This window comes from Burkholderia sp. AW33-5, from assembly GCF_053427615.1.
The window spans coordinates 81,084-101,514 of record NZ_JBSAXA010000021.1; the positions used below are offsets into that span (position 1 = coordinate 81,084).

The following is a 20,431-nucleotide window of genomic DNA, read 5'->3' on the forward strand; positions in this document are numbered from 1 at the left end:
ACCGGTCGGGATCCGACACGCGGTCACCGGGAGACGCTCATGGCGCAGTCGCAGCATGTCAAGGTCATCGGCCTGCCTCACAGCAAGGAGGCCTACGCGATCCGCGACTTCCTGAAGCGCGGCGTGGTCGAGTACGAATGGTACGAGCTGACGTCCGATACCGATTGCGTGCGCGGGCTGGGCATCGCGCCGCTGCGCGATGTCCGGCTGCCGGTGGTCGTCTTTCCGGACGGTACGTGCATCTACCAGCCGACGCTGCCGGAAATCGCCGCGAAGCTCGGCTGGGTTTCCCGGCCGCGCTTCATCGAGTACGACGTATCGATTTACGGCGCCGGCCCGGCCGGCCTGTCGGCGGCCGTCTACGCGGCGTCCGAGGGGCTGCGGGCCGTCGTGATCGAACGCGATGCGATCGGCGGGCAGGCGGGCACGAGTTCGCTGATCGAAAACTACATGGGCTTTCCGGACGGCATTCCGGGCGCCGAGCTGGCGGAACGCGCGCGCCAGCAGGCGGTGAAGTTCGGCGTCGAGTTGCTGATGATGCGCGAGGGCGTGCATGCAACGTTCGTCGACGGCAAGATCCGCGTCGACCTGGCCGACGGCTCGATCCTGACCGCACGCTCGAACATCTGCGCGACGGGGATCGAATACCGCAGTCTCGGCCTGCCCGACGAGCCGAAGTTTCTCAACGCGGGCCTGTACTACGGCGCGGGATCGAGCGAAGCGCCGATGTGCGAGGGCAAGCACGTGTTCATCGTCGGCGGCGGCAATTCGGCCGGGCAGGCCGCGATGAACTTCGCGCGGCACGCGCGCGAAGTCACGATAATCGTCCGGGGTGCATCGCTCGCGGCGACGCTGTCGCGCTACCTAATCGACCGGATCGAGCGCACGCCGAACGTGACGGTGCGCTACGGCACGACCGTCGAAGCGCTGCAGGGCGATGGCCGGCTCGAGGCGATCGTGCTGCGCACGGAAGACGGCGCGCGCGACGTGCTGCCGGCCACGCACCTGTTCGTCTGCATCGGCGGCGCGCCGAACACCGAATGGGCGCGCGACACGAACATCATCCGCAATCCGGGCGGTTACCTGGTGACGGGCAGCGACCTGTACGACTGCCCGGACTTCGGGCGCGTGTGGCCGCTCGAGCGCCGGCCGTACTACCTGGAAACCAGTGTGCCCGGCTCGTTTGCGGCGGGTGACGTCCGTTCGGGGTCGGTCAAGCGGGTGGCGTCGGCGGTTGGCGAAGGGGCGATGGCCGTGACGTTCGTGCACCGGTTCCTCGGCGAGGACGCGCACCGGCCGAGCGCGACCTGAATCGCGCGGCGGGTGACGGCCCGCGCCGCGCGATTGCTTCAGCCGGCCGTCGACACCGGTAGCCGGAAAGTCAGGACGGAGCCGCCGTCGCCGCGCGGCGCCGCGTCGAGCGTGCCGCCGTGCGCTTCGACGATCGAGCGGCAGATCGCGAGACCCATCCCCATGCCGTGCGATTTCGTCGTGAAGAACGCGTCGAAGATCCGGTTCGCGATCCCGGCGTCGATGCCCGCGCCGCGGTCGGCAATGGATACGGTCGCGTAGCCGTTGCCGGCCTGCGACGCGATGTCGAGTTCGCGCGATGCGGCCTGCCCGTCCATCGCGTCGAGCGCATTGGTGACCAGGTTCAGGATCACCTGCTGGATCTGCGTGCGATCGGCCATCACCCGGATCGCGGGGCAATGCAGGTCGACGCGCAACGCGACCTGCTTCGCGTCGATTTCGGTCGCGGTGAGGTGCAGCATGTCGCGGATCAGGTCGTCGATCGCGAGCGGCGCGAGCGCGGGCGGCGTCTGGCGGGCGAGCGAGCGCAGCGCACGCACGATGTCGGCCGCGCGGACGCCGGACGCGCGGATGTCGTCGAGACTCGCGAGCGCTTCGTCGAGATCGGGCGGTGTGCCGCGCAGCCAGCGCATGCCCGCGCCGGCGCTCGAGACGATGCTCGTCAGCGGCTGGTTGATCTCGTGCGCGATCGATGCGGCCAGTTCGCCCATCACCGTCATGTGCGCGGTGCGCGCGAGCTCGGTGCGCGCATGCCGCAGCGCGGCCTCGGTTTCGAGCCGGCGCGCGTTCTCGTCGATCAGTTCCGCGTAAAGCCGCGCGGACTCCAGCGCGTTGGCCGCCTGCGGCGCGAGCACTTCGAGCATCGCGATGCGGCGCGGCGAAAACACGCCGTTGCTCAGCGCATTCTCCAGGTACAGCACGCCGATCAGTGCGCCCTGTTTCAGCAGCGGCAGGCAGAACAGCGAACGCGTGGGGTGCGCGCGCAGGCTGTCGACGTGGTCGGGCATCCCCTCGCGCTGCGCGTTCGCGAGCACGACCGGCTTGCGGGTGCGCGCGACGGTGTTCAGGATCGACAGCGGGACATCGTGCTCGGTGGGTTCGCTGCAGGCGATCTCGACGACCACGTCGCTGTCGACGATCCGCGCGGCGGCCTCGATCGTCAGCCGGTCGTTGCGGGCGAGCAGCAGCAGGCCGTAGCCGGCGCCGGCGTACACGATCATGTTGCGCATCAGCGTCTGGATCAGGCGCTCCAGCACGATTTCTTCGGATAACGAATGGGATGCGCGCATCGCGAGCGCGAAATCGAGGTCTTCGCGCGCGGGCACGCCCGCGCCGCCCGGCGGCGGCTCCATCACGAGGAACGTGTGCTGCGCTTCCAGCGCCTGCGCCTTGCCGGTCGCGCCCCAGCGCCGGTAGCACGCATGCGCGAGCCGCCACTGATGGCGCGCCGGGCCGGTGAGCCCGAGCGACATCGCGTGGCGCGCGGCCAGTTCGTGCGCAAGTGCCTGTTCGTGCACGAAACCGTGTTCCGCCGCGAGGCTGGCCGACGCGTCGTACTGCTGCATTGCCACGACGTGGTCGCCGCGCACGCGCGCGAATTCGGCGTCGATCAGCGCGAGCTTGTTGCGGAATGTCGCCGGATTCCGCTCGCTCCAGTCGGCAAAGCGCGCGCGCTGCGGCGCGAAGCGTTCGAGCAGCGGCCCGGGCGGCGTCGCGCCGCTGTCGGTCGCGATGCCGGCGAGCACGCTGAACAGGTGGAAATCGGACAGCATGATGTGCGCGGGGGTCGACCACGCGCTTGCCGCGGCCGCATCGAGCGCCGCGCAGGCCGCAGGCGCATCGCCGAAGATGAACGCCGCCTGGCCGGCGAGCACGTCGGTCCAGAACTGCAGGACCGACATCGGCGTTTTCGTCGACACGCGCATGCGCCACGTGCCGACCGGCCGGTCGTAGCCGAACTGCAGCGCGTCGACGAATTCCGACTGGGTGGACACGAGGTCGACGATGTCGTCGTAGCGCGCGCCGCGCGCGATCGCGAGCAGCGGATCGATCTCGTCGCGGATCGTGGGCAGCGCTTCACCCATCGACAGCAGATCGCTGACGATGTGGTTGCAGCTGTAGCACATCCAGCGTAGCTCGGCGCTCGCATTGCCCGCCGCTTTCGCATCGCGTGCGCGTTCGAGTGCGTAGGACAGCGGCTGCGTCCAGACGCTCACCTGGTCGAGCGCGATCAGCGTGGCGGAGCGATAGCGCTCGAAGCCGTGGCGATCGACCAGCGCCAGCGCGACCTTCGCGAATTCGAAGCCATCTACATACTTGCCGTGATGCTCGGCAATGCCCACGCCATACCACGCAAGCCCCTGCACCGATGCGGCGGTGACGCCGTGCTGCAGCGTCAGCCGGACCATCGTCGCAAAATGCAGCAACGGCAGCCCGCCGCTCGGGTAGAACATCGCTGCTTCGAGTGCGGTCAGCAGCGCCATCGTCGCTTCGACGCGCGTGTCGGTCATCAAGGGCAGCTCGACCAGATCGCCGATCGCACGGCCGGCGAGCGCGTCGCGCACGGCGTCACCGGCCGCCGCGAGATGGGCGGCGGTCGGCTCGGCGGGCAGCTCGACGCCGAGCAGCGCCAGCCCCTGCAGCGCGACGTCGACCGCCTGCCGGTAGCGCGACTCGACCGTGAGCTGCGCGGCCTTCAGCCGGTGGGCCTCGGCGCGGTCGGCCGGCGTGCGCGTGCGCGCCATCAGCTCGTCGATCGTGCTCGATGCCTGCGCAGTCGCGCCGGTCGCGAGCAGCAGGCCGCCGAGCAGCATGCCGCTGCGGCTCGCGAGACCGTAATGCTGCGTCCACGCGTGCGGGCCGAGCAGCGTCTGCGCGCACGCGAGAAACGACAGCGCGCGATCGCGTGCGGCGACCGTGGCAGCTGCTTCCGCAGCTGCGACCAGCGCGTCCGCGAAGGCGAGCGTGAGCGTGCGGTCGAGCGGCGCTGTGTGCGCCTGCTCGATCTGGGCGGCCAGTTCCAGCAGCGCTTCGGTCGACCGCGCGCCCGTGCGCGCGAGCATGGCCGCGGCGATCCGGGCGTGGCACTGCGCCCGCTCCGCGCGCCCGGCGAGGGCGTGCGCGGATTCGATCACGCGGTCGTGCACGCAACGCCAGCGGTCGTCGGAGTAGGACACGAGGCCGGCCTGGCGCGCGGGGGCCATCCAGAACGCGAGTTCGCCGCGCGTCTTGCCGGCGGCCGCACACAACAGCGCGGCGTCGGCATCGGTGCCGATGCAGGCCAGGAGCGACAGCAGCGTTCTGGATTCATGCGGCAGCCGCTGCATGCGGGCGGCAAGCAGGCTCACGACATTCTCGGCGGGGTGGTGTGCGTCGAGGTCGGCCGGCTGCCACTGCCACGTCCGCCGCACCGGGTCGTACGCGAGGAGTTGCTCGTCGATCAGCGTGCGCACGAACTGCTGCACGTGGAACGGATTGCCGCCGGTCCGGCGCGTCACGATGTCGCCGAGCGTGGACAGCCGGTCCGGCGCTTCTCCGAGCAGCCCGGCCAGCATGTGCGTGACACCGGGCGCGTCGAGCGGCGCCAGCGTCAGCGCCGAAACGCGTGCGGGGTCGAGCTGCTGCAGGAAGCGGCGAAACGCTGGCGGGTGATCGTGCTGCGATCCGCTGCGATAACCGGCGACGATGCAGGCGTGGGCCGGCGGATCGAGCGCGATCGACGCAAGAAACGCGAGCGTCGCGTCGTCGGCCCACTGGATGTCGTCGAGCGTCATCACCAGCGGCTCGGCCGGCGTCGCGAATGCGCGGAACGCGTTCATGACGATCCGGCACAGGTGAAATTCCGGGATCGCGTCGGTATGGCTGAACGCGACGGGCTCGACATCGATCAGCCACGCGATCTCCGGAAAGATGCCGGACAGCAGGCTGGCCTGGGGGCCGATGCACGCGCACAGCCGTGCGACGGTCGCGGCGATTTCGTCGTCGCGCCTGGCGAGCGCGCTGCCGAACAGTGCGCGCAGCGCTGCCAGCACTGGCGCGTAGGGCCGGGCGGGCTGGAACTGGTCGACCTTCGCAGCCGTGCACCAGGCCGTGCGCGATGTCGCGCGCGCCGTGCGCATGAATTCCTCGGTCAGCGCGGTCTTGCCGATGCCGGCCGGCCCGTCGATCAGGACGATGGCGGTCTCGCCGGTCTGCAGGACGGCGGCCAGCGCGGCCGCGAGCCGGAGGGATTCGGCTTCCCGTCCGACCAGCCGGTCGGGCGTGCGCAAACCGGCGAGCGGATCGTTGCCGCCGAGCGCGAACGGCTCGACCCGGCCGGCTGCTTGCCAGTCGCGCCGGATACGTTCGAGATCGTGCTGTACCGCATCGCAGGACGGGTAGCGCTCCGCCGGCTCCTTTGCGATCAGCTTCAGCAGCAGGTCGCTCAGTATCGCTGGCACGTCGTTACGCAGCTCCGTGGCGGGCGACGGCTGCATCGCGACGTGCGCGTGCACCCATTCGGACATCGACGCAGCCTTGTATGGCAGCGCGCCCGTCAGCAGGCGGAACAGCGTGATGCCGAGCGCGTACAGGTCGGAGCGTTCGTCGATGCCCGTGCCCTCCGAGACTTCGGGGGCCGCATACGCGACGAACTCCGCGCGTAGCAGATCCGCCGCGGCGTGTTCCGTCCGACGATTTCGCGTATGCGCGAACGAGCGCAGCATGACCGTGCCGTCGGGGGCGGCGATGAAACTGGCCGGTTGCAGGTCGCCGTGCAGCCAGCCGAGCCGATGCAGCGCGCCGAGCGTGCGCACCGCGTGGATCGCCGTGTCGAGAAACGCATCGAGCGGCAGCCGCGCGTGCGAGAGCGTGTCGAACGCGTGCCCGTCGACGCGCGGAAAGACGAGCACCGGGCCGTCCGCGGCGCGGATCAGCGCGGCCGGCAGCAGCGCCCATGCCGGATCCAGCACGCCGTTCAATGCGTACTCGCGCTCAAATTGCCGGCAGCGCCCGTCGGATTCCCAGCCGGTCCGGCACGCGGACCACACGCGCCCGGTCTCGGCATCGGTCAGGTCGAAGTACAGCACGTCATCTGCGCGGACCGCGTTCGACAGGCGGGCGCGCGCCAGCCAGTCGGCATCCATTCGCTTCGTGTCGTCGGGGTTACGCAAGTGTTGGTTCACGATGAGGGCAGGCTGGGGGGAACGGGACGCAACGGCATGTCGGCGGGCAACGGCCGGGCACGATCGCACGCGTGGCGTGCCCGTGCATTGTCCGACAGCCCGCGGAAATCTGCAGGCCCCCCCCTCCCGGGGTTTCCGGCGCACGGGTAGCGTCCCACTAAACCAATAGATAATGGCCGGCACGCGCGCCACGCCATACGATAGGTTCATACCTGTCGGCCAGCCTCGATGCGGCCGGACAGACGGAACAGGGGGGGCCGCCTCGCGGGGCGGCGCACGATGCGGAGCAGCATAAGGCGGGTGCGGATCATGTATACGTTCGGGCGGGTGACGGTTTCCCTTGAGTGCCGCGAAGTCTGCGTCGACGGGCAGCCCCGGTATATCGGTGCCAGAGCATTCGAGATTCTCGAGCTGTTGGTGAAGGCGGCCGGCAGGCTCGTGTCGAAGGACGAGATCATGGAGGCCGTGTGGCCGAACACGATCGTCGTCGAGAACAACATCCAGGTGCACATCTCGACGCTGCGCAAGCTGTTCGGCGGCAAGCACGGCTGGATCCGGACCGAGTCGGGCCGTGGCTACCGGCTCGCGCCGCCGGCCGACGCAGCCCATGCCGGCCGCCTGCCGGACGCGCTCGAGCCGGCGCGCGGCGTCCGCACGGGTGCCGCACCGCGCAAGAGTCCGCTGATCGGCCGCGAGCCGGAAGCGGCCGAGCTGCACACGCTGCTCGAACGCGAGACGTTCGTCACGCTGGTCGGTCCCGGTGGCGTCGGCAAGACGCATCTTGCGCTGGAGGTCGCCGCCGCATGGTCGGCCGTGCGCGGCGTCGAGATGGTCCGGATCGACCTGGCTGGCTGGCCGGGAGACGCGACGCTGGAGTCTGCGGTGTTGGGCGCGCTCGGCCTGCCGAGCGTCCCGGCCGCCGGGCACGCGGACGTCGTGCGCGCGATTGGCGGGCAGCGCGTGATGCTGGTGTTCGACAACGCGGAGCAGCATGTCGGCGAAGTGGCGGACCTGTGCGAAGCGATCGCCGACGAGAATGCCTGCGCGATCCTCGTCGTGACCAGCCGTGAGCCGCTGCGGGTCGCCGGCGAGCGCGTGTATCGCGTCGGGCCGCTGCCCGTGCCGCCGGCCGGCGCGACCGAAGGCGAGATCGTCACGTGCGGGGCCGTCCGCATGTTCCTGGCGCGGGCGCGCGCGATGGGCACCAACGTGCCTGCGGATGCGAAGACGCTGGATGCGATCGCGACCATCTGTCGCCGCCTGAGCGGCCTGCCGCTCGCGCTCGAACTCGGCGCGGCACGCATCGCGCTGCTCGGGATCGAGGGACTGGCCGCCGATCTCGACAAGTCGGTGCTGTCGTTGTCCGGCGGCCTGCGGACCGCCCATCCGCGCCAGCAGACGCTGCGGGCCACGATCGAGTGGAGCTACCGTCTGCTCGACGACGCGGAACGCACCGTGCTGTGCCGCCTCGCGGTGTTTCCGGATGCGTTCGCGCTCGACGCGGCGTGCGCGCTCGCCGCGTGCGACGAACTGGGCGCCGCACGCGTGCTCGACTGTCTTGTCAGTCTCGCATCGAAATCGTTGCTGGTTGTTCATTCGGTCGGGCTGTCGAAGCGTTATTCGTTGCTCGAGGTCGTGCGCGCGTATGCGCTCGAGAAGCTGGAGGAGTCGGGAGAAGCGGGCCGCGTGCATGCGAGGTGCGCGTCGTTCACCGTCGATGAACGTGTGGATTCGCGTCCGCCGGCGCCAGCCGTGTCCGCGCAGCCGCTGCTGGCCGCGGCGCCATGGACATGACGCACCGATCGCGGGGGGCGGGCAACGCCCGTCGACGCCGCCCCGCGTTGCATTACTCTGTACTGGATTGACACAATTTTCAGGTTCTCATTTCATGGCCATTGTTTGCATCATCGATGACGATGCGTCGGTCCGTAAGAGTCTTGCCAGCCTGCTGAAATCGGCGGGCCATACTGCATTGCCGTTTGCGTCGGGCGAGGAATTCCTGGCGGCCGATGCGCCGGCCGGCGCGATTTGCGTGCTGGTCGACCTGAAGATGAAACGGATGAGCGGGCTCGACGTTCAGCGTCTGCTGATTCAGCGCAAGGCGACGCTGCCGGTCATCCTGATGTCGGCACACGGCGACGACGTATCGATCCGCCGCGCGCTGGCGCAAGGCGCGATCGCGTTCCTGCGCAAGCCGTTTCCACCAGACGACATGATCAACCTGATCGACCAGATCGCATCCGGCACGCCGCCCGCGTGAGCGGCGCTCCGCCGGCCGGCCGTGTCGCCTGCCGCGTGGTGATTCCGCCCGGCATTTTGTTAGTTCATCATCTGATAATGAAGCGGATGCCTACACTGGGAATGCAATGGCGAGTACGCCGGACATGACGTCGAGCGGCAACGGTGGCGCGGGAGATACCGCGCCGATCGTCTATGTCGTCGACGACGACGAAACGTTGCGACGCGCGTTGAGCGCGCTGTTGCGCTCGGCGGGATTTCGCGTGGAGACCTTCGCGTCGTCGCGTGCGTTTCTCGCGTTCGAACGGCCCGACGTGCCGAGCTGCCTGATTCTCGACGTGCGGCTCGCCGACGAGAGCGGGCTGGCCGTCCAGGAGGCGGCGGTGCGTGCGGGCCTGAACGTACCGATCCTGTTCATGACGGGTTACGGCGATGTCGCCACGACGGTCAAGGCGATGAAGGGCGGCGCGCTCGATTTCCTGACGAAGCCGTTTGACGACGAGGCAATGCTCGATGCCGTCGGCCGCGCGCTGGAGCGTGACCGCACGCTCCACGCGGTGCGCGGCGCCTATGCGTCGTTGACGCCGCGCGAGCGCGAAGTGATGAGCCAGGTCGTCGCTGGCCTGATGAACAAGCAGATTGCCGCGAATCTCGGCCTTCAGGAAATCACGGTGAAGGTGCATCGGGCCCAGGTGATGAAGAAGATGCGGGTGCGCACGCTGCCGGATCTCGTGCGGCAGGCCGAAGCGCTGGGCGTGTGCCCGGCCAGTGCGCACGACTGAGCGAGCAGGCCCGGCCGCGCGGCCCAACGGTGCGGGCTTCGACGTAGCGGGCCGCGCCGCGACGATGACGACGGCGCTCATGCGGCCATCGTGTTGTCGGCGACCGTCGCTCGCGTGACCGCGCGCACGTCGTGTCGCACGGCCGGCCGCGCGGCGGGCGTACCGTCGAACGCGGCGACGAGATGGTCGGCGAGTGCACGGATGCGCGCGGGCAGGTTGCGGCGCGAGTGATAGAGCAGCGATGCATCGAGATCGCCGACCTGCCAGTCGGGCAGCAGGTGAACGAGCGTGCCGTCGCGCTCGAGCGGTCGTGCAAGATGCTCGGGCAGCACCGCGAAACCGGTGCCGCGGGCCGTTGCGAGAATCAGCGTCTCAAGGCAGTTCGAGCTGATCGCGCCGGCAAGACGGATCTCGGCGATCGCGCCGCTGCGCCGATGCCGCAGCGGCCATGCCGACCCGGCGGCGCCCGTCTTGCCACCGTGCGGATCCATGCGTTCGAGCGCCTGCGGCGTGAGCACTTCGCCGCAGGCGGCGCGATACTGCGGGCTCGCGTACAGGCCCATCGGGATGCGCCCGAGGCACCGCTCGATGCACGTGAGGCTCGACGTGCGTGAGGTGACGATCGACAGGTCCGTCGCGCCGTTCAGCGCCGCGCTCGGATGATCGGCCCAGTCGATCCGGACCCGTACGAGCGGATGTTGCCGGTTGAAATCGGCGAGCGCGGGCACCAGCCGGTCGGCGCCGAACAGGTTCGACACCTCGATCGAGATCTCACCCTGCATCTCGCTTGCGTTGGCGTGACAGCAGACGGAAAAGTGCTCGTATTGCTCCAGCAGTGCGAGCGCCTGTTCGAGGACGTCGCAGCCGACGCGGGTCAGCGTTACCTTGCGCGTCGTGCGGTGAAACAGCAGCACGCCGAGCGATGTTTCAAGGCACTGGATCGAGCGGCTGACGCAGGGAACGCCGAGCCCGTGGAGCTCGGCGGCTTTCGTGAAGCTGCCGTGCTCGGCAACCGTCTTGAGTATCTCGAGCGTTTTCAGGCGATCCATGACGGGTCTCGCTTCGGTGAATTCGATACGCTCAATGTAGGCAGTGCATCGGTGTCGGGCAACACAAAAAAGTTTAGGTAAGCTTAAGAGCAAATTTGAAAATTCGTGAGGCCGCCAGAATGGCCGGCCGGCCGGCCGCGAGTCGAGTATCTTTCAGAGCCGGTTGTCGCGTTGCGCGACGTTTTGCGGTGCCGTGGCGGACGGCGTCCACCCGCCGCCCAGCGCTTGTATCAGATCGACCGGTGCAATCGCGCGCGCCAGACGGCTGTGGATCAACTGGCGTCGCGCACTCCACGCGTCACGGTCCGCGTCGATGACCTCGAGATAGCTGACGTAACCATGCGCGTAGCGGCTCAGCGATAGCTGCGCGGCCGCTTCGGTCGAGCGCGCCGCACTGGCGTAGCGAGCGATCCGCTCGTTCTGCGCGGCGATGTCGTTGAGCGCATCCGGCACCTCGCGCAGCGCGCCCAGCGCGGTCGCGCGATAGTCCGCGTCGGCGAGCACCGTGCCGGCCGTCGCAGCGGCTACCGCGGCGTCGCGCTTGCCGCCGTCGAACAGCGTTTCGGCCACACTCGCCCCGAGGCCCCACAGCGAGCTGTTGCGCTCGAGAAACGAACCGAGGTCGCGGCTCGCGAACCCGCCCTGGGCCGTCAGCGTCAGCGTCAGCGTCGGCAGCCATGCGGTGCGGGCAACGCCGGTTTCGAGCGATGCCGCATCGACACGGCGTGCCGCTGCATAGACGTCCGGCCGCTGCGCGAGCAGCGCGGACGGCAGGCCGGGCGGTACCGCCGGTACGCGAATCGCGGCGGCGGTCGGCGCGACCGTGAAGCCGGTCGCCGACACGCCGGTCAGCACCGCGAGTGCATCGACGAGGTTTTCGCGCAGCCGCCGGCTGTCCGCGAGATTCGACGCGCGCGGTATCGAGATCGGCCGCCGCGCTGGCCGACAACTTCCGGGTGGCGATGGTGCTCGCGATCGCGGGCGCGTTGATCGGCTTGCTGCTCAGGCCGGCGCGCGAATGTCTCGAACGAAAGGCGACAGGACCCTATCCTGCGGCCATGCGGGCTGTACTGAAATCGCGCTGAATTTTCGTGAAGCCGTATGTGGTGCACGCCGCGCGACACCTGAGCGCACCGACCAGAAAAATTAAGTCTCGCGTCAAGACTCTTCAGCGGCGGCCCGCTATCGTCATCATCGGATCATCCCGTTGCGCGCCGTCGCTTGTGCGCGACCCGGACGCCGCGTGCGCCGTTGTTGCGCCATCATCGCCGCCGAGCGGCAGACCGATTCGTCGGTCCTCGTGTCGTGGAGCGACCCGACGCGTTGCAGTTACGACGAACAGCGCTGGATCAGCGCGAAGTCGCGCGCTGCGCGCTGACCGGCATGACGATTCATTCCGGCGACGCGATCTACAAGCCGCAATGGCGCGGATGAAAGCGTCCCGCGAATTACTGGGAGATGATCCTCGCGTCCGAGATGGACCGGCTCATCGGCCGGCTGCCACGGGCGTGACCACGGACGCTGCACCCCGTCCGCCGGCCGCGGCCGGCGAACGCCTCTTTTTCACCTCTAAGGAATCCGTATGAGCACGTTCACGACCCGCGACGGCGTTTCGATTCACTACAAGGACTGGGGCGCCGGACGCCCGGTCGTGTTCATTCATGGCTGGCCGCTGAACGCGGATATGTGGGACGTCCAGATGCATCATCTCGCGTCAAACGGCCTGCGTTGCATCGCCTACGACCGGCGCGGCTTCGGCCGGTCCGGCCAGCCGTGGACGGGATACGACTACGACACGCTGGCGGACGATCTCGCGACGCTGATCGACACGCTCGGCCTGCGCGAGGTGACGCTCGTCGGCTTCTCGATGGGCGGCGGCGAAGTGGCTCGCTACATAGGCCGGCACGGCACGCGCCACATCGCGAAAGCCGTGCTGATCGGTTCGGTGACGCCGCTGGTCGCGCGGCGCGACGATCATCCGGACGGTGTCGACATCGCCGTGTTCGATGGAATCCGCGCGGGCATCGTGGCCGATCGCGCCGCGTTCCTCGAGCAATTCTGGCCGCTGTTCACCGGGTCGAACCGGGCCGCTTCGACGATCTCGCGCGCCGCGCTCGACTGGACGTCGTTCATGGCACTGCAGGCCGGCTTGAAGGGAACGCTCGACTGCGTCGGCGCGTTTTCCGAAACCGATTTCCGTGCGGATCTCGACAAGTTCGACGTGCCGACGCTCGTGATTCACGGCGACGACGACCAGACGGTACCGCTCGCACTCACGGGTGCCGTCGCGGCCCAGCGCGTGCCGCACGCGACACTGAGCGTCTACGAGGGCGGCCCGCACGCGTTGTACCTGACGCATGCGCAACGCTTGAACGACGAACTGCTGGCGTTCGCGCGCGCATGAGGGGGCAGGGCGGCGATGACGCGGCCGGACCGCCGGCTCACTCCGCCCATTTCGACCCGAGCACCAGCCCGCAGAAATTGGTCCGACGATAGTCCGGGTCGCAACGCTCGAGCACGTCGGCGGATACGTTGCCGAACGCGGTAGCGGGGCGATGCGCGGTGCCGGCGGCGAGTGCTTCGAGAAACAGTTCCTCGAAGCAAGGGCCGCGCGGCCACGCGTGCACGATCGCGTCGCGTTCGGACAGGCTCATCTCGTCGAAGTGGTGCGCGAAGAGGTCGGTCTCGACGCCGGCGCCGAGCAACACCGGCAACGGCGTCATGTACGGATGGATCCCGAACGTCGAATGCAGCGCGATCGCGCGCCAGACTTCCGTCGCATCGTCGGCGGCGACGCCGTATCCTCCGAGGAATGCGTACGCCGCATTCGCGCCGTCGATCTCGAAGCGCCGGCGCGAATGCCGGTAGCGCTCCGTCAAGCCGAAGTGATGGAACAGCGCGGCGACGTACAGCAGTTCGGCGTTGAACGCGATGCCGCGACGCAGCCCGATGATCGATGCAAACGCGAACACGCGCATCGCGTGCCGGAACAGCAGGTCCGGTTCGCACGCGCGGACGGTGTCGGCGGCGTCCCGTGCGAGCGGGCCGTCTGGAATCCTGATGCCGGCGATACGGTTGCCCATGGTCGTGTTCCTCACGGCGTGGCGGCAGTCGCTCGAAGCTGGCGCCATCGATCTATCGTCGCGCGCCGCGCCGCTGAATGTCCTGAGCGGTACCTGAATCGTTATGAGCGGAAAATCCGACCGGCCATCTCGCGCGGAATCGGTTTCATTCTGCGTCGCGCGTGTTTTTTACCTGTTTTTATCTGAAAATCAGGCGCGACGCCTTTTTCAATTAATGAATCGAAGAAATTAAATTTGGAAAAATCGCGCGTTTCACTCTGTGAAACGGGTTCATGGATGAATCACTGTTTCACGTGTTGTGAATGCGAGAGGCCGAGCCGCACCCCACAAGGAAGGTCGCGGCATACGCGGGCGGAGACGCACGGAAAATCATGGTTTTCATCGATTCAAAAAATTTGCTCAACAGATTCTGATTATTTGAATCATCGCAAAGGGCAAATGCCGTAGCATTGGCGTCCGATCGATGTCATTTTTGACAGGGCATCCATGCACGCACTCGATTGAAAAATCTGATGATCCGGATTGGAACGCTACACGTATTTCTTGACAGGCGTGAAATTCGCTCGAACGGCAAACTGCTGCGCATCGGCAGTCGCGCATTCGAAATTCTCGAACTCCTGATTCGAGCGAACGGCGCGTTGGTCTCGAAGGACGAGATCATGCAGCGCGTGTGGCCGCACACGGTCGTGGAGGAAAACAACCTGCAAGTGCACGTCGCTGCGTTGCGCAAGGCGCTTGCCGACGATCGCAACCTGATCGTGACGGTGCCGGGCCGCGGTTACCGGCTGGTCGGCGGCCACGCCAACGTCGCGCCCCCCGTGCGTGCGGCGACCGCGCGGCTGACGGCCGCGACGACCGCGCTCGTCGGCCGCGAGCAGACCGTCGCCGATGTACTCGCGGCACTCGATACCGCACGCGTCGTGACGCTGGTCGGGGCGGGCGGCATCGGCAAGACGCGGGTTGCGTTCGAAGCGGCCATGCGCGCCGGAGCCCATTTTCCGGATGGTGCCGTGTTCGTGTCTCTGGCCACGGTTGCCTGTCCGCAGTTCGTGCCCGACGCGCTGGCGGCGGCGTTCGGCATCGCGCAGCCCACCGGATTGCTGACGCTCGAAGCGGTGCTGGCCAGCGTCGCCAACCGCCGGATGTTGCTGATGCTCGACAACTGCGAGCATCTGCTCGACGCGGCCGCGCGGATCGCGAGCGCGCTGACCGAATCCGACGCAGGCTTGTGCGTCCTCGCGACCAGCCGCGAGGCGCTGCATATCCAGGGCGAGCGGCTGTGTCTGATCCCACCGCTCGAGATACCGCGCGACGGCGCCGACGATGCCGAAACGCTGGACGCGAGCGCGGTGCAGTTGTTCACAGCGCGCGCGCAGGCCGCCGATCCGCGTTTCCCGCTCGACGAACACAGCGTGTCGCTGATGGCATCGGTGTGCCGGCGCCTCGACGGTCTGCCGCTCGCGATCGAACTGGCGGCGGCCCGCGCGGCCGTGGTCGGCATCGACGTGCTCGCCGCGCATCTCGACGACCATTTCCGGTTGCTGACCGGCGGGTTCCGCACGGCGTTGCCGCGTCATCAGACGCTGCAGGCGATGTACGACTGGAGCTACCGGCTGCTCGGCGATGCGGAGCGCCTGCTGCTGCGATGGCTCGGTGTATTCCGAGACACCTTCTCGATCGACGCGGTGCGGGAGATCATCGGAACGACGCGGCTGACCGATGCGGACCTGCTCGACACGATCGCCGGCCTCGTGTCGAAGTCGCTGCTGAGTCTCGAAAGCGCGCACGGCGCACCGCGTTACCGGCTGCTGACGACGACGCGCGCGTACGCGCTGCAACAACTCGAAAACAACGGCGAATGCGCGGCCGCCGCCCGCGCCCACGCGAACTACTTCCACGCATTGTTCCGGCTCGCGCCGGCAGACGACGGCGGCACGCTCGCCGGATCGCGGCTCGACGTGATCCGGCGCGAGCTCGGCAACCTTCGCGCGGCGCTCGACTGGGCATTTTCGCCGAACGGTGACGCAGAGGTCGGCATTGCGCTGGCAGCCTTGGCGGTGCCGTGCCTGTTCGACCTGTCGCTGGTGGACGAGTGTCGCGAACGCGCGCGCGCGGCGCTCGATTCGATGCGCGGCATGGACGATGCGCGCTCACGCGACGATGCGCGGGTGCGTCTGCTGGCTGCGTATGCGGCCGCGCTCGCCCATACCGCCGGGTCGACGCAGGTTGCGCACGACGCGTGGACCGAAGTGCACGCGCTCGGGTTCGACACCGGCGAGAACGAGTCGCCGCCGCGCGAATCGTAGCGCCGCGCGGCCGTCGCGCCTTCAGAACGTTTCAGGTTGAACACATGACCGGGCCGGCCGGGGCGTCTACATTGGGCAAGCGGACCGTCGGCGATGCGCGGGCATGTGGGCAGGCAATCGGCTCGCGCTGCCGCTGAATGCCGGCGCGTCGGCTTCGCGCGTCATCGAACGACTACCGCATGAAACATGTTCCGTCCGACCTTTGCGTCACGATTCGCCGCCGGCGGCCGCACGCGAGATCGGGGCATGCGCGATGCGCTCGCGCGAGTTCCGCGCGCGTCGCGTATCACGCATGCCGCCCGCTCCAACATGCTGAACCTGTCTGCCACGGTCGCTTACGGCGCACCGATCGTCATCGCCAATCTCGACGCATGGCGGCTGCTCGGTCCAGGCCGTTCGACGACGAAGGCGATAGGGCGCTGCGCGTCGTTCGCCGCGCTGACCTACATGCTGTTCGCGACCGGCGTGAGCCCGCTCGCGGTGCCGGTGTCGCCCGAGCGGCAGGCGATCCAGGTGATCGGGATCGCGTGGTGGCTGCAGTGCGCGCTCGTGTTCAGCCTGATGCTCGACCATCTGCTGCTGCCGCGCGCGTGGCGCACCCGGCTGCTGTTTCACGACATCGCTGCCGGTACCGTGATCCTCGGGCTCGCCGTCCAGAACACGCTGAACGACGTGTTCTCGGGCCTCATGCCGAATACCACCCAGCCGTTTAGGCTCGGCGACACGGTGACCATCGGCGATCTGGGAGGACGCATCGTCGAAAGCAACTGGCGCGCGACCAAGCTGATCAACAGCCTCGGCAACCTGGTCGTCGTGCCGAAGCGAAGATGACGATCGTCAACCTGAGCGGACCCGAGAACGTACACGGCGTGACGTTGACGATCGAGATCGATCCGGAAGTGCGGCCGGCCATCGTCGTCGATGCGCCCGATCGCGCCGCCGCCAGTTCGCTGGACGTATTGTCCAATCCCGCGCCGGTGTCCGTCGTCAAGGCGTTCCGCACCAATGCAAGCCCGAGCTCGGGCGGCTGATGTGCGAATCGCTGTCCGAACACATCGCGACCGAGGAGAAGATGATGATCCCGCCGGCCGCGCGTGCGCACGCATCTTTCAACCTGATCGATTGGCTCGAGAAGGAGATGAAGCGCCTGCACGATTCGTTCGGCTGCCTGCCGCGGGGGCCGTGGGCGGCGGAATCACACGAGCGCGGTAAACCGGTCGACGAGATCGGGGCGGGCGAGCTGGTCGACCCACCAGCGCAGCGCGCGTCCGGCTTCGTCGCCGCGCCAGGCGATATAGCACTGCGTCGTGTCGCGCATGCCGGTCACGTCGCGTGCGACGAGCTTGCCCTGCGCAATCGCGCGTGCCGCGATGCAATCCGGGAGCGTGCCCACCGCCAGCCCTTCGCGCTGCGCGGTCAGTTTCGCGGCGAGGGTGGGGACCGCGAGATACGGCTGCCCGGCATAGATCGCGACCGAGCGCGGCTGCAGCTCGCGCGACGTATCACTGATCACGGCGCCACGATACTCGACGACGGACGCCATCGACAGCGGTTCGGGCAATGCCGCGAGCGGATGGGTGGGTGCGACGGCGAACACGTGCCGGAGCGAGCCGATCGGCCGCACGACGATGTCCGGCAGTTCCGGCAGCTCGCCCGCCGCGCCGACGAAATCCGCGCGTCCCAGGTGCCGCCGAGGACTTCGGTGGACAGGCGCAGCCGCGTATTCATCTCGAGCCCGTAGAACGCATGCACGTACGGCCACAATGCCTCGAAGGGAAGGATCTCGTCGATGCAGATGCGCACCTCGGTTTCCCAGGCTTGCTTCGTGCGTTGCGCCTTCAGTTTGAGCTGCTCAGCCCCGTGCAGGAGCCGGCGACCTTCCTCGACCACCACGCGCCCCGCGTGCGTGAGCTGCGCGCGGCGCTCGCTACGGTCGAACAGCGCGACGTCGAGATCGCTTTCGAGCTTTTGCACGAGATAAGTCAGCGCGGACGGTACGCGGTGCAGCAACTCGGTGGCTTCGGCGAACGTACCGGTGCGGTCTATCGCGCCATTGCCATGAGCACTTCGAATGACAGCTTCATGATGAATTCCACGGGGACATCGGGCAGTCATGTTTTCGCCAAGCACCGCCGGCTCCAAGACGGATCACGACAAAATCGATGGATCGTATCGCCGCGCTCGGCGGCGGCAACGCGGTTCAGCACCGGATGGCATACCCGGGCGAATATTTCGTCGAGCGCTAAGGCGCACAGGCGGCTGAGGCCACGCCGCCCGTCGCGAAGATGCTGTCGAAGGGCCTCAAAGTGTCGGCCGGCACCGAGGCGACGCGCGTGGCGTCGTACAACCCGTGGGTGTCGCTCTCATGGCTCGTGACGGGCAAGACGGTCGGCGGCCTGCGCATGTATCCGCAGCGCAACCTGCTCGATCGCGAAACGGCGTTGCGCATGTGGACCGAGTACGTGACGTGGTTCTCGAACGAGGAAGGCAAGAAGGGGCGCATCGCGGTCGGGCAGTTCGCCGACCTGGCGGTTCCGGATCGCGATTTCTTCGCGTGCGCGGAGGACGACATCGCCGGCACGACCGCGTTGTTGACGGTGGTCGGCGGCAGGATCGTACGGGGCGCGGGACCGTTTGCGTCGCACGACGCACCGATTCCGCCCGCGATGCCGGACTGGTCGCCCGTGCGCGAGTACGGCGGCTATGGCGGCTGGGGCGCGACGCAGCGCAACGGCGCACCGCTGCAACGGGCGGCGGCCGCCACGATGTGCGGCTACGCGACGGCCCGCAACGTGCACCAGCATGCGCATGCGAGCGCGTGGGGCAGCGCATTGCCGACGTCGGATGCGAAAGGCTTCTGGGGCGCGTTCGGCTGTTCGTGCTGGGTGATTTGACATGTCGACGGCAACCGGCCCGTGGCTTTGTCGAGAGCACGCGCGCAACGAACCGATGCAGTCGATCGCGGCCGGTTCGCAATGCCGGCCTGCAACGCTTTCGCAAAAAACGGACGCTTTGGTAAACGACGCGATCAGCCGTCAAGGACTTCCGCTGCGGACGCGCATAACCTCGATCTGGCCAATCAGCGGGAGTGACGACGATGAAGGAAATCCGAGTGAGGCACGGTCGCGTCGCGCGAGCGTGGGTTCGGGCCGTGGTAGCAGGGTCGTTAGGCGCGGCTTGCGTCGTCGCGCATGCCGTCGATCCCGCCGCACGTGTGCACGAGATCACGACAACCCGTTGTGCCGCGTGCCACGGCATCGACGGCAACAGCAGTGTCGACATCTATCCGCGGCTCGCGGGGCAGTATCCGCAATACCTTTACAAACAGCTCACGCAGTTCAAGGGCGGGCCGGGAGTCCCGCCGCTGCGTCATAGCGCAGTCATGCAGGCGATGGTCGAAGATCTCAGCGACGCGGACATGAAGGCGCTCGGCGACTATTACAGCGCGCAAAAGCCCACGCAGGGCGAAAGCCAGCATCAGGATCTGGTCGAGGCAGGCAAGGCGATCTATACGCATGGCGGCATCGGCGGCGCACCCGCCTGCATTTCCTGTCATCGCGAGTCCGGCGGCGGAATTCCGCCTGACTTCCCGCGAATCACGGGGCAGCACGAGTCGTATGTGAGCCAGCAACTGCATGCATGGAAGAGCGGTGCGCGCGGAGGCAAGGGCAAGCTGATGAGCCTGATCGTTCCGTTGCTGAGCAACGACGAGATCGCGCAGGTCTCTGCGTACGTCGCGTCGCTCAAGCAGTGATTCGCGAGGCAGTGTCACCAATTTCGCGCTGGCCACGGGGCGCTGCTTGAGCTCGGTGAACCAGTGACGATAATCTTCAGCCCACACGGGCGTGTCCAGATCTTTGGTCATGTGTTCCGTTGGCAGGCACCGGCAGGTGCCCGAAGAGAAAGTATCTCGACGGAGCCGCCATGCACAGCAGGCATGAATCCGCAATTTCAACGCGACCCTAATTTTTCGATAATGTTAATTTTGTCTACGGAAGACGCCCTCCGCTTCGGCGCTCCTAAGCATGGCTCCGACTCCAACGTGCAGGCATTGCCCGCCGGCCGTTCGCCGGTGCCTGACACGAGCGGGGGCGATGGTCGTGCTTTGGCCATCTCGAACCACGCGATGGTGACTTGCCGATCGAATCGGCCAGGTTGCGTATGGAGTTTCTCTGCCGCTATGGGATGGTCCGAGAACTGCTGCTCGGCAGAGCCTCGTGCCTCAGCTTACGAGCGGCGACCGTACGCTCCATCACCGTCCACGCGACCTGCAATGGATCAGTTTCGCACTATAACAGTTCTATTTTGATAAGAAGGGTTATCAAATCACTACGATCGAAAGACTAGATCAGGGGTGAGCGAACGTGCTCGCATCAAGTGCGGCAGGGCGCCTATGCTTGTTGTCTGGCAGAATCTCTACTGCCCAATGCCAAGAACGCCGTCGTCGCGACCACTTCACAAAACACGTTGACGTCAGCCATCCAGGCAAGCACGGAGGAA

Annotated in this window: 13 protein-coding genes and 3 pseudogenes; 11 read left to right on the forward strand and 5 right to left on the reverse strand. The window is 67.5% G+C overall.

Features of this window, described 5'->3' with window-relative positions; genetic code table 11:
• The first annotated feature begins 39 nt into the window (after nt 1-39).
• Nucleotides 40-1,311: an NAD(P)/FAD-dependent oxidoreductase gene (locus tag ACV22V_RS26020; protein ID WP_448015930.1), complete on the forward strand. Its 1,272-nt coding sequence runs from the start codon at nt 40-42 to the stop codon at nt 1,309-1,311.
• Between the two features lie 38 nt (nt 1,312-1,349).
• Here the strand turns inward: ACV22V_RS26020 and ACV22V_RS26025 are convergent, their stop codons facing one another.
• Nucleotides 1,350-6,434 (reverse strand): trifunctional serine/threonine-protein kinase/ATP-binding protein/sensor histidine kinase, encoded by a 5,085-nt coding sequence (locus tag ACV22V_RS26025; RefSeq protein ID WP_448015931.1) that lies wholly within the window; start codon nt 6,432-6,434, stop codon nt 1,350-1,352.
• A gap of 366 nt (nt 6,435-6,800) precedes the next feature.
• Between ACV22V_RS26025 and ACV22V_RS26030 the strand changes: the two genes are divergently transcribed.
• The 3 genes from ACV22V_RS26030 to ACV22V_RS26040 all read left to right on the forward strand — a co-directional run bounded on the left by ACV22V_RS26030 (nt 6,801) and on the right by ACV22V_RS26040 (nt 9,493).
• The gene (locus ACV22V_RS26030; RefSeq protein ID WP_448015932.1) at nt 6,801-8,267 is read left to right on the forward strand and encodes a winged helix-turn-helix domain-containing protein; all 1,467 of its coding nucleotides are present in this window, start codon (nt 6,801-6,803) and stop codon (nt 8,265-8,267) included.
• A 94-nt stretch (nt 8,268-8,361) separates the two neighbouring features.
• A complete protein-coding gene (locus ACV22V_RS26035; protein WP_448015933.1) occupies nt 8,362-8,733 on the forward strand; it encodes a response regulator transcription factor in 372 nt (123 codons plus the stop codon).
• A gap of 106 nt (nt 8,734-8,839) precedes the next feature.
• A complete protein-coding gene (locus tag ACV22V_RS26040) occupies nt 8,840-9,493 on the forward strand; it encodes a response regulator transcription factor (protein ID WP_448015934.1) in 654 nt (217 codons plus the stop codon).
• 77 nt (nt 9,494-9,570) lie between these two features.
• Here the strand turns inward: ACV22V_RS26040 and ACV22V_RS26045 are convergent, their stop codons facing one another.
• Together ACV22V_RS26045 and ACV22V_RS26050 are read right to left on the reverse strand one after the other, a co-directional pair.
• On the reverse strand, nt 9,571-10,542 hold the full coding sequence (locus ACV22V_RS26045) for a LysR family transcriptional regulator (protein ID WP_448015935.1): 972 nt from the start codon (nt 10,540-10,542) through the stop codon (nt 9,571-9,573).
• Nucleotides 10,543-10,695: 153 nt separating this feature from the next.
• A complete protein-coding gene (locus ACV22V_RS26050) occupies nt 10,696-11,397 on the reverse strand; it encodes a TolC family protein (RefSeq protein WP_448015936.1) in 702 nt (233 codons plus the stop codon).
• Between the two features lie 388 nt (nt 11,398-11,785).
• Between ACV22V_RS26050 and ACV22V_RS26055 the strand changes: the two are divergent.
• Together ACV22V_RS26055 and ACV22V_RS26060 are read left to right on the forward strand one after the other, a co-directional pair.
• Nucleotides 11,786-12,054: pseudogene (locus tag ACV22V_RS26055) on the forward strand (DUF3331 domain-containing protein); the annotation flags it as partial.
• A 70-nt stretch (nt 12,055-12,124) separates the two neighbouring features.
• On the forward strand, nt 12,125-12,946 hold the full coding sequence (locus ACV22V_RS26060; protein WP_448015937.1) for an alpha/beta fold hydrolase: 822 nt from the start codon (nt 12,125-12,127) through the stop codon (nt 12,944-12,946).
• A gap of 37 nt (nt 12,947-12,983) precedes the next feature.
• Here the strand turns inward: ACV22V_RS26060 and ACV22V_RS26065 are convergent, their stop codons facing one another.
• On the reverse strand, nt 12,984-13,625 hold the full coding sequence (locus ACV22V_RS26065) for an HD domain-containing protein (RefSeq protein WP_448015938.1): 642 nt from the start codon (nt 13,623-13,625) through the stop codon (nt 12,984-12,986).
• A gap of 512 nt (nt 13,626-14,137) precedes the next feature.
• Between ACV22V_RS26065 and ACV22V_RS26070 the strand changes: the two genes are divergently transcribed.
• The 3 genes from ACV22V_RS26070 (at nt 14,138) to ACV22V_RS26080 (ending at nt 16,962) form a co-directional block, all read left to right on the forward strand.
• Nucleotides 14,138-15,931, forward strand: coding sequence for an ATP-binding protein (locus tag ACV22V_RS26070; RefSeq protein WP_448015939.1), 1,794 nt, complete (start codon nt 14,138-14,140; stop codon nt 15,929-15,931).
• 309 nt (nt 15,932-16,240) lie between these two features.
• Entirely contained in the window at nt 16,241-16,762 is a 522-nt protein-coding gene (locus ACV22V_RS26075) for a mechanosensitive ion channel domain-containing protein (RefSeq protein ID WP_448015940.1), read from the forward strand.
• The gene (locus ACV22V_RS26080) at nt 16,759-16,962 is read left to right on the forward strand and encodes a hypothetical protein (protein WP_448015941.1); all 204 of its coding nucleotides are present in this window, start codon (nt 16,759-16,761) and stop codon (nt 16,960-16,962) included. Before ACV22V_RS26075 ends, ACV22V_RS26080 begins: the two co-directional genes overlap by 4 nt.
• A gap of 164 nt (nt 16,963-17,126) precedes the next feature.
• Here the strand turns inward: ACV22V_RS26080 and ACV22V_RS26085 are convergent.
• Nucleotides 17,127-18,015 (reverse strand): annotated as a pseudogene (locus ACV22V_RS26085) (LysR family transcriptional regulator).
• Nucleotides 18,016-18,078: 63 nt separating this feature from the next.
• Between ACV22V_RS26085 and ACV22V_RS26090 the strand changes: the two are divergent.
• Both ACV22V_RS26090 and ACV22V_RS26095 read left to right on the forward strand, forming a co-directional pair.
• Nucleotides 18,079-18,825: pseudogene (locus ACV22V_RS26090) on the forward strand (amidohydrolase family protein); the annotation flags it as partial.
• Between the two features lie 320 nt (nt 18,826-19,145).
• On the forward strand, nt 19,146-19,685 hold the full coding sequence (locus tag ACV22V_RS26095) for a c-type cytochrome (RefSeq protein WP_448015942.1): 540 nt from the start codon (nt 19,146-19,148) through the stop codon (nt 19,683-19,685).
• The last annotated feature ends 746 nt before the right edge of the window (nt 19,686-20,431 follow it).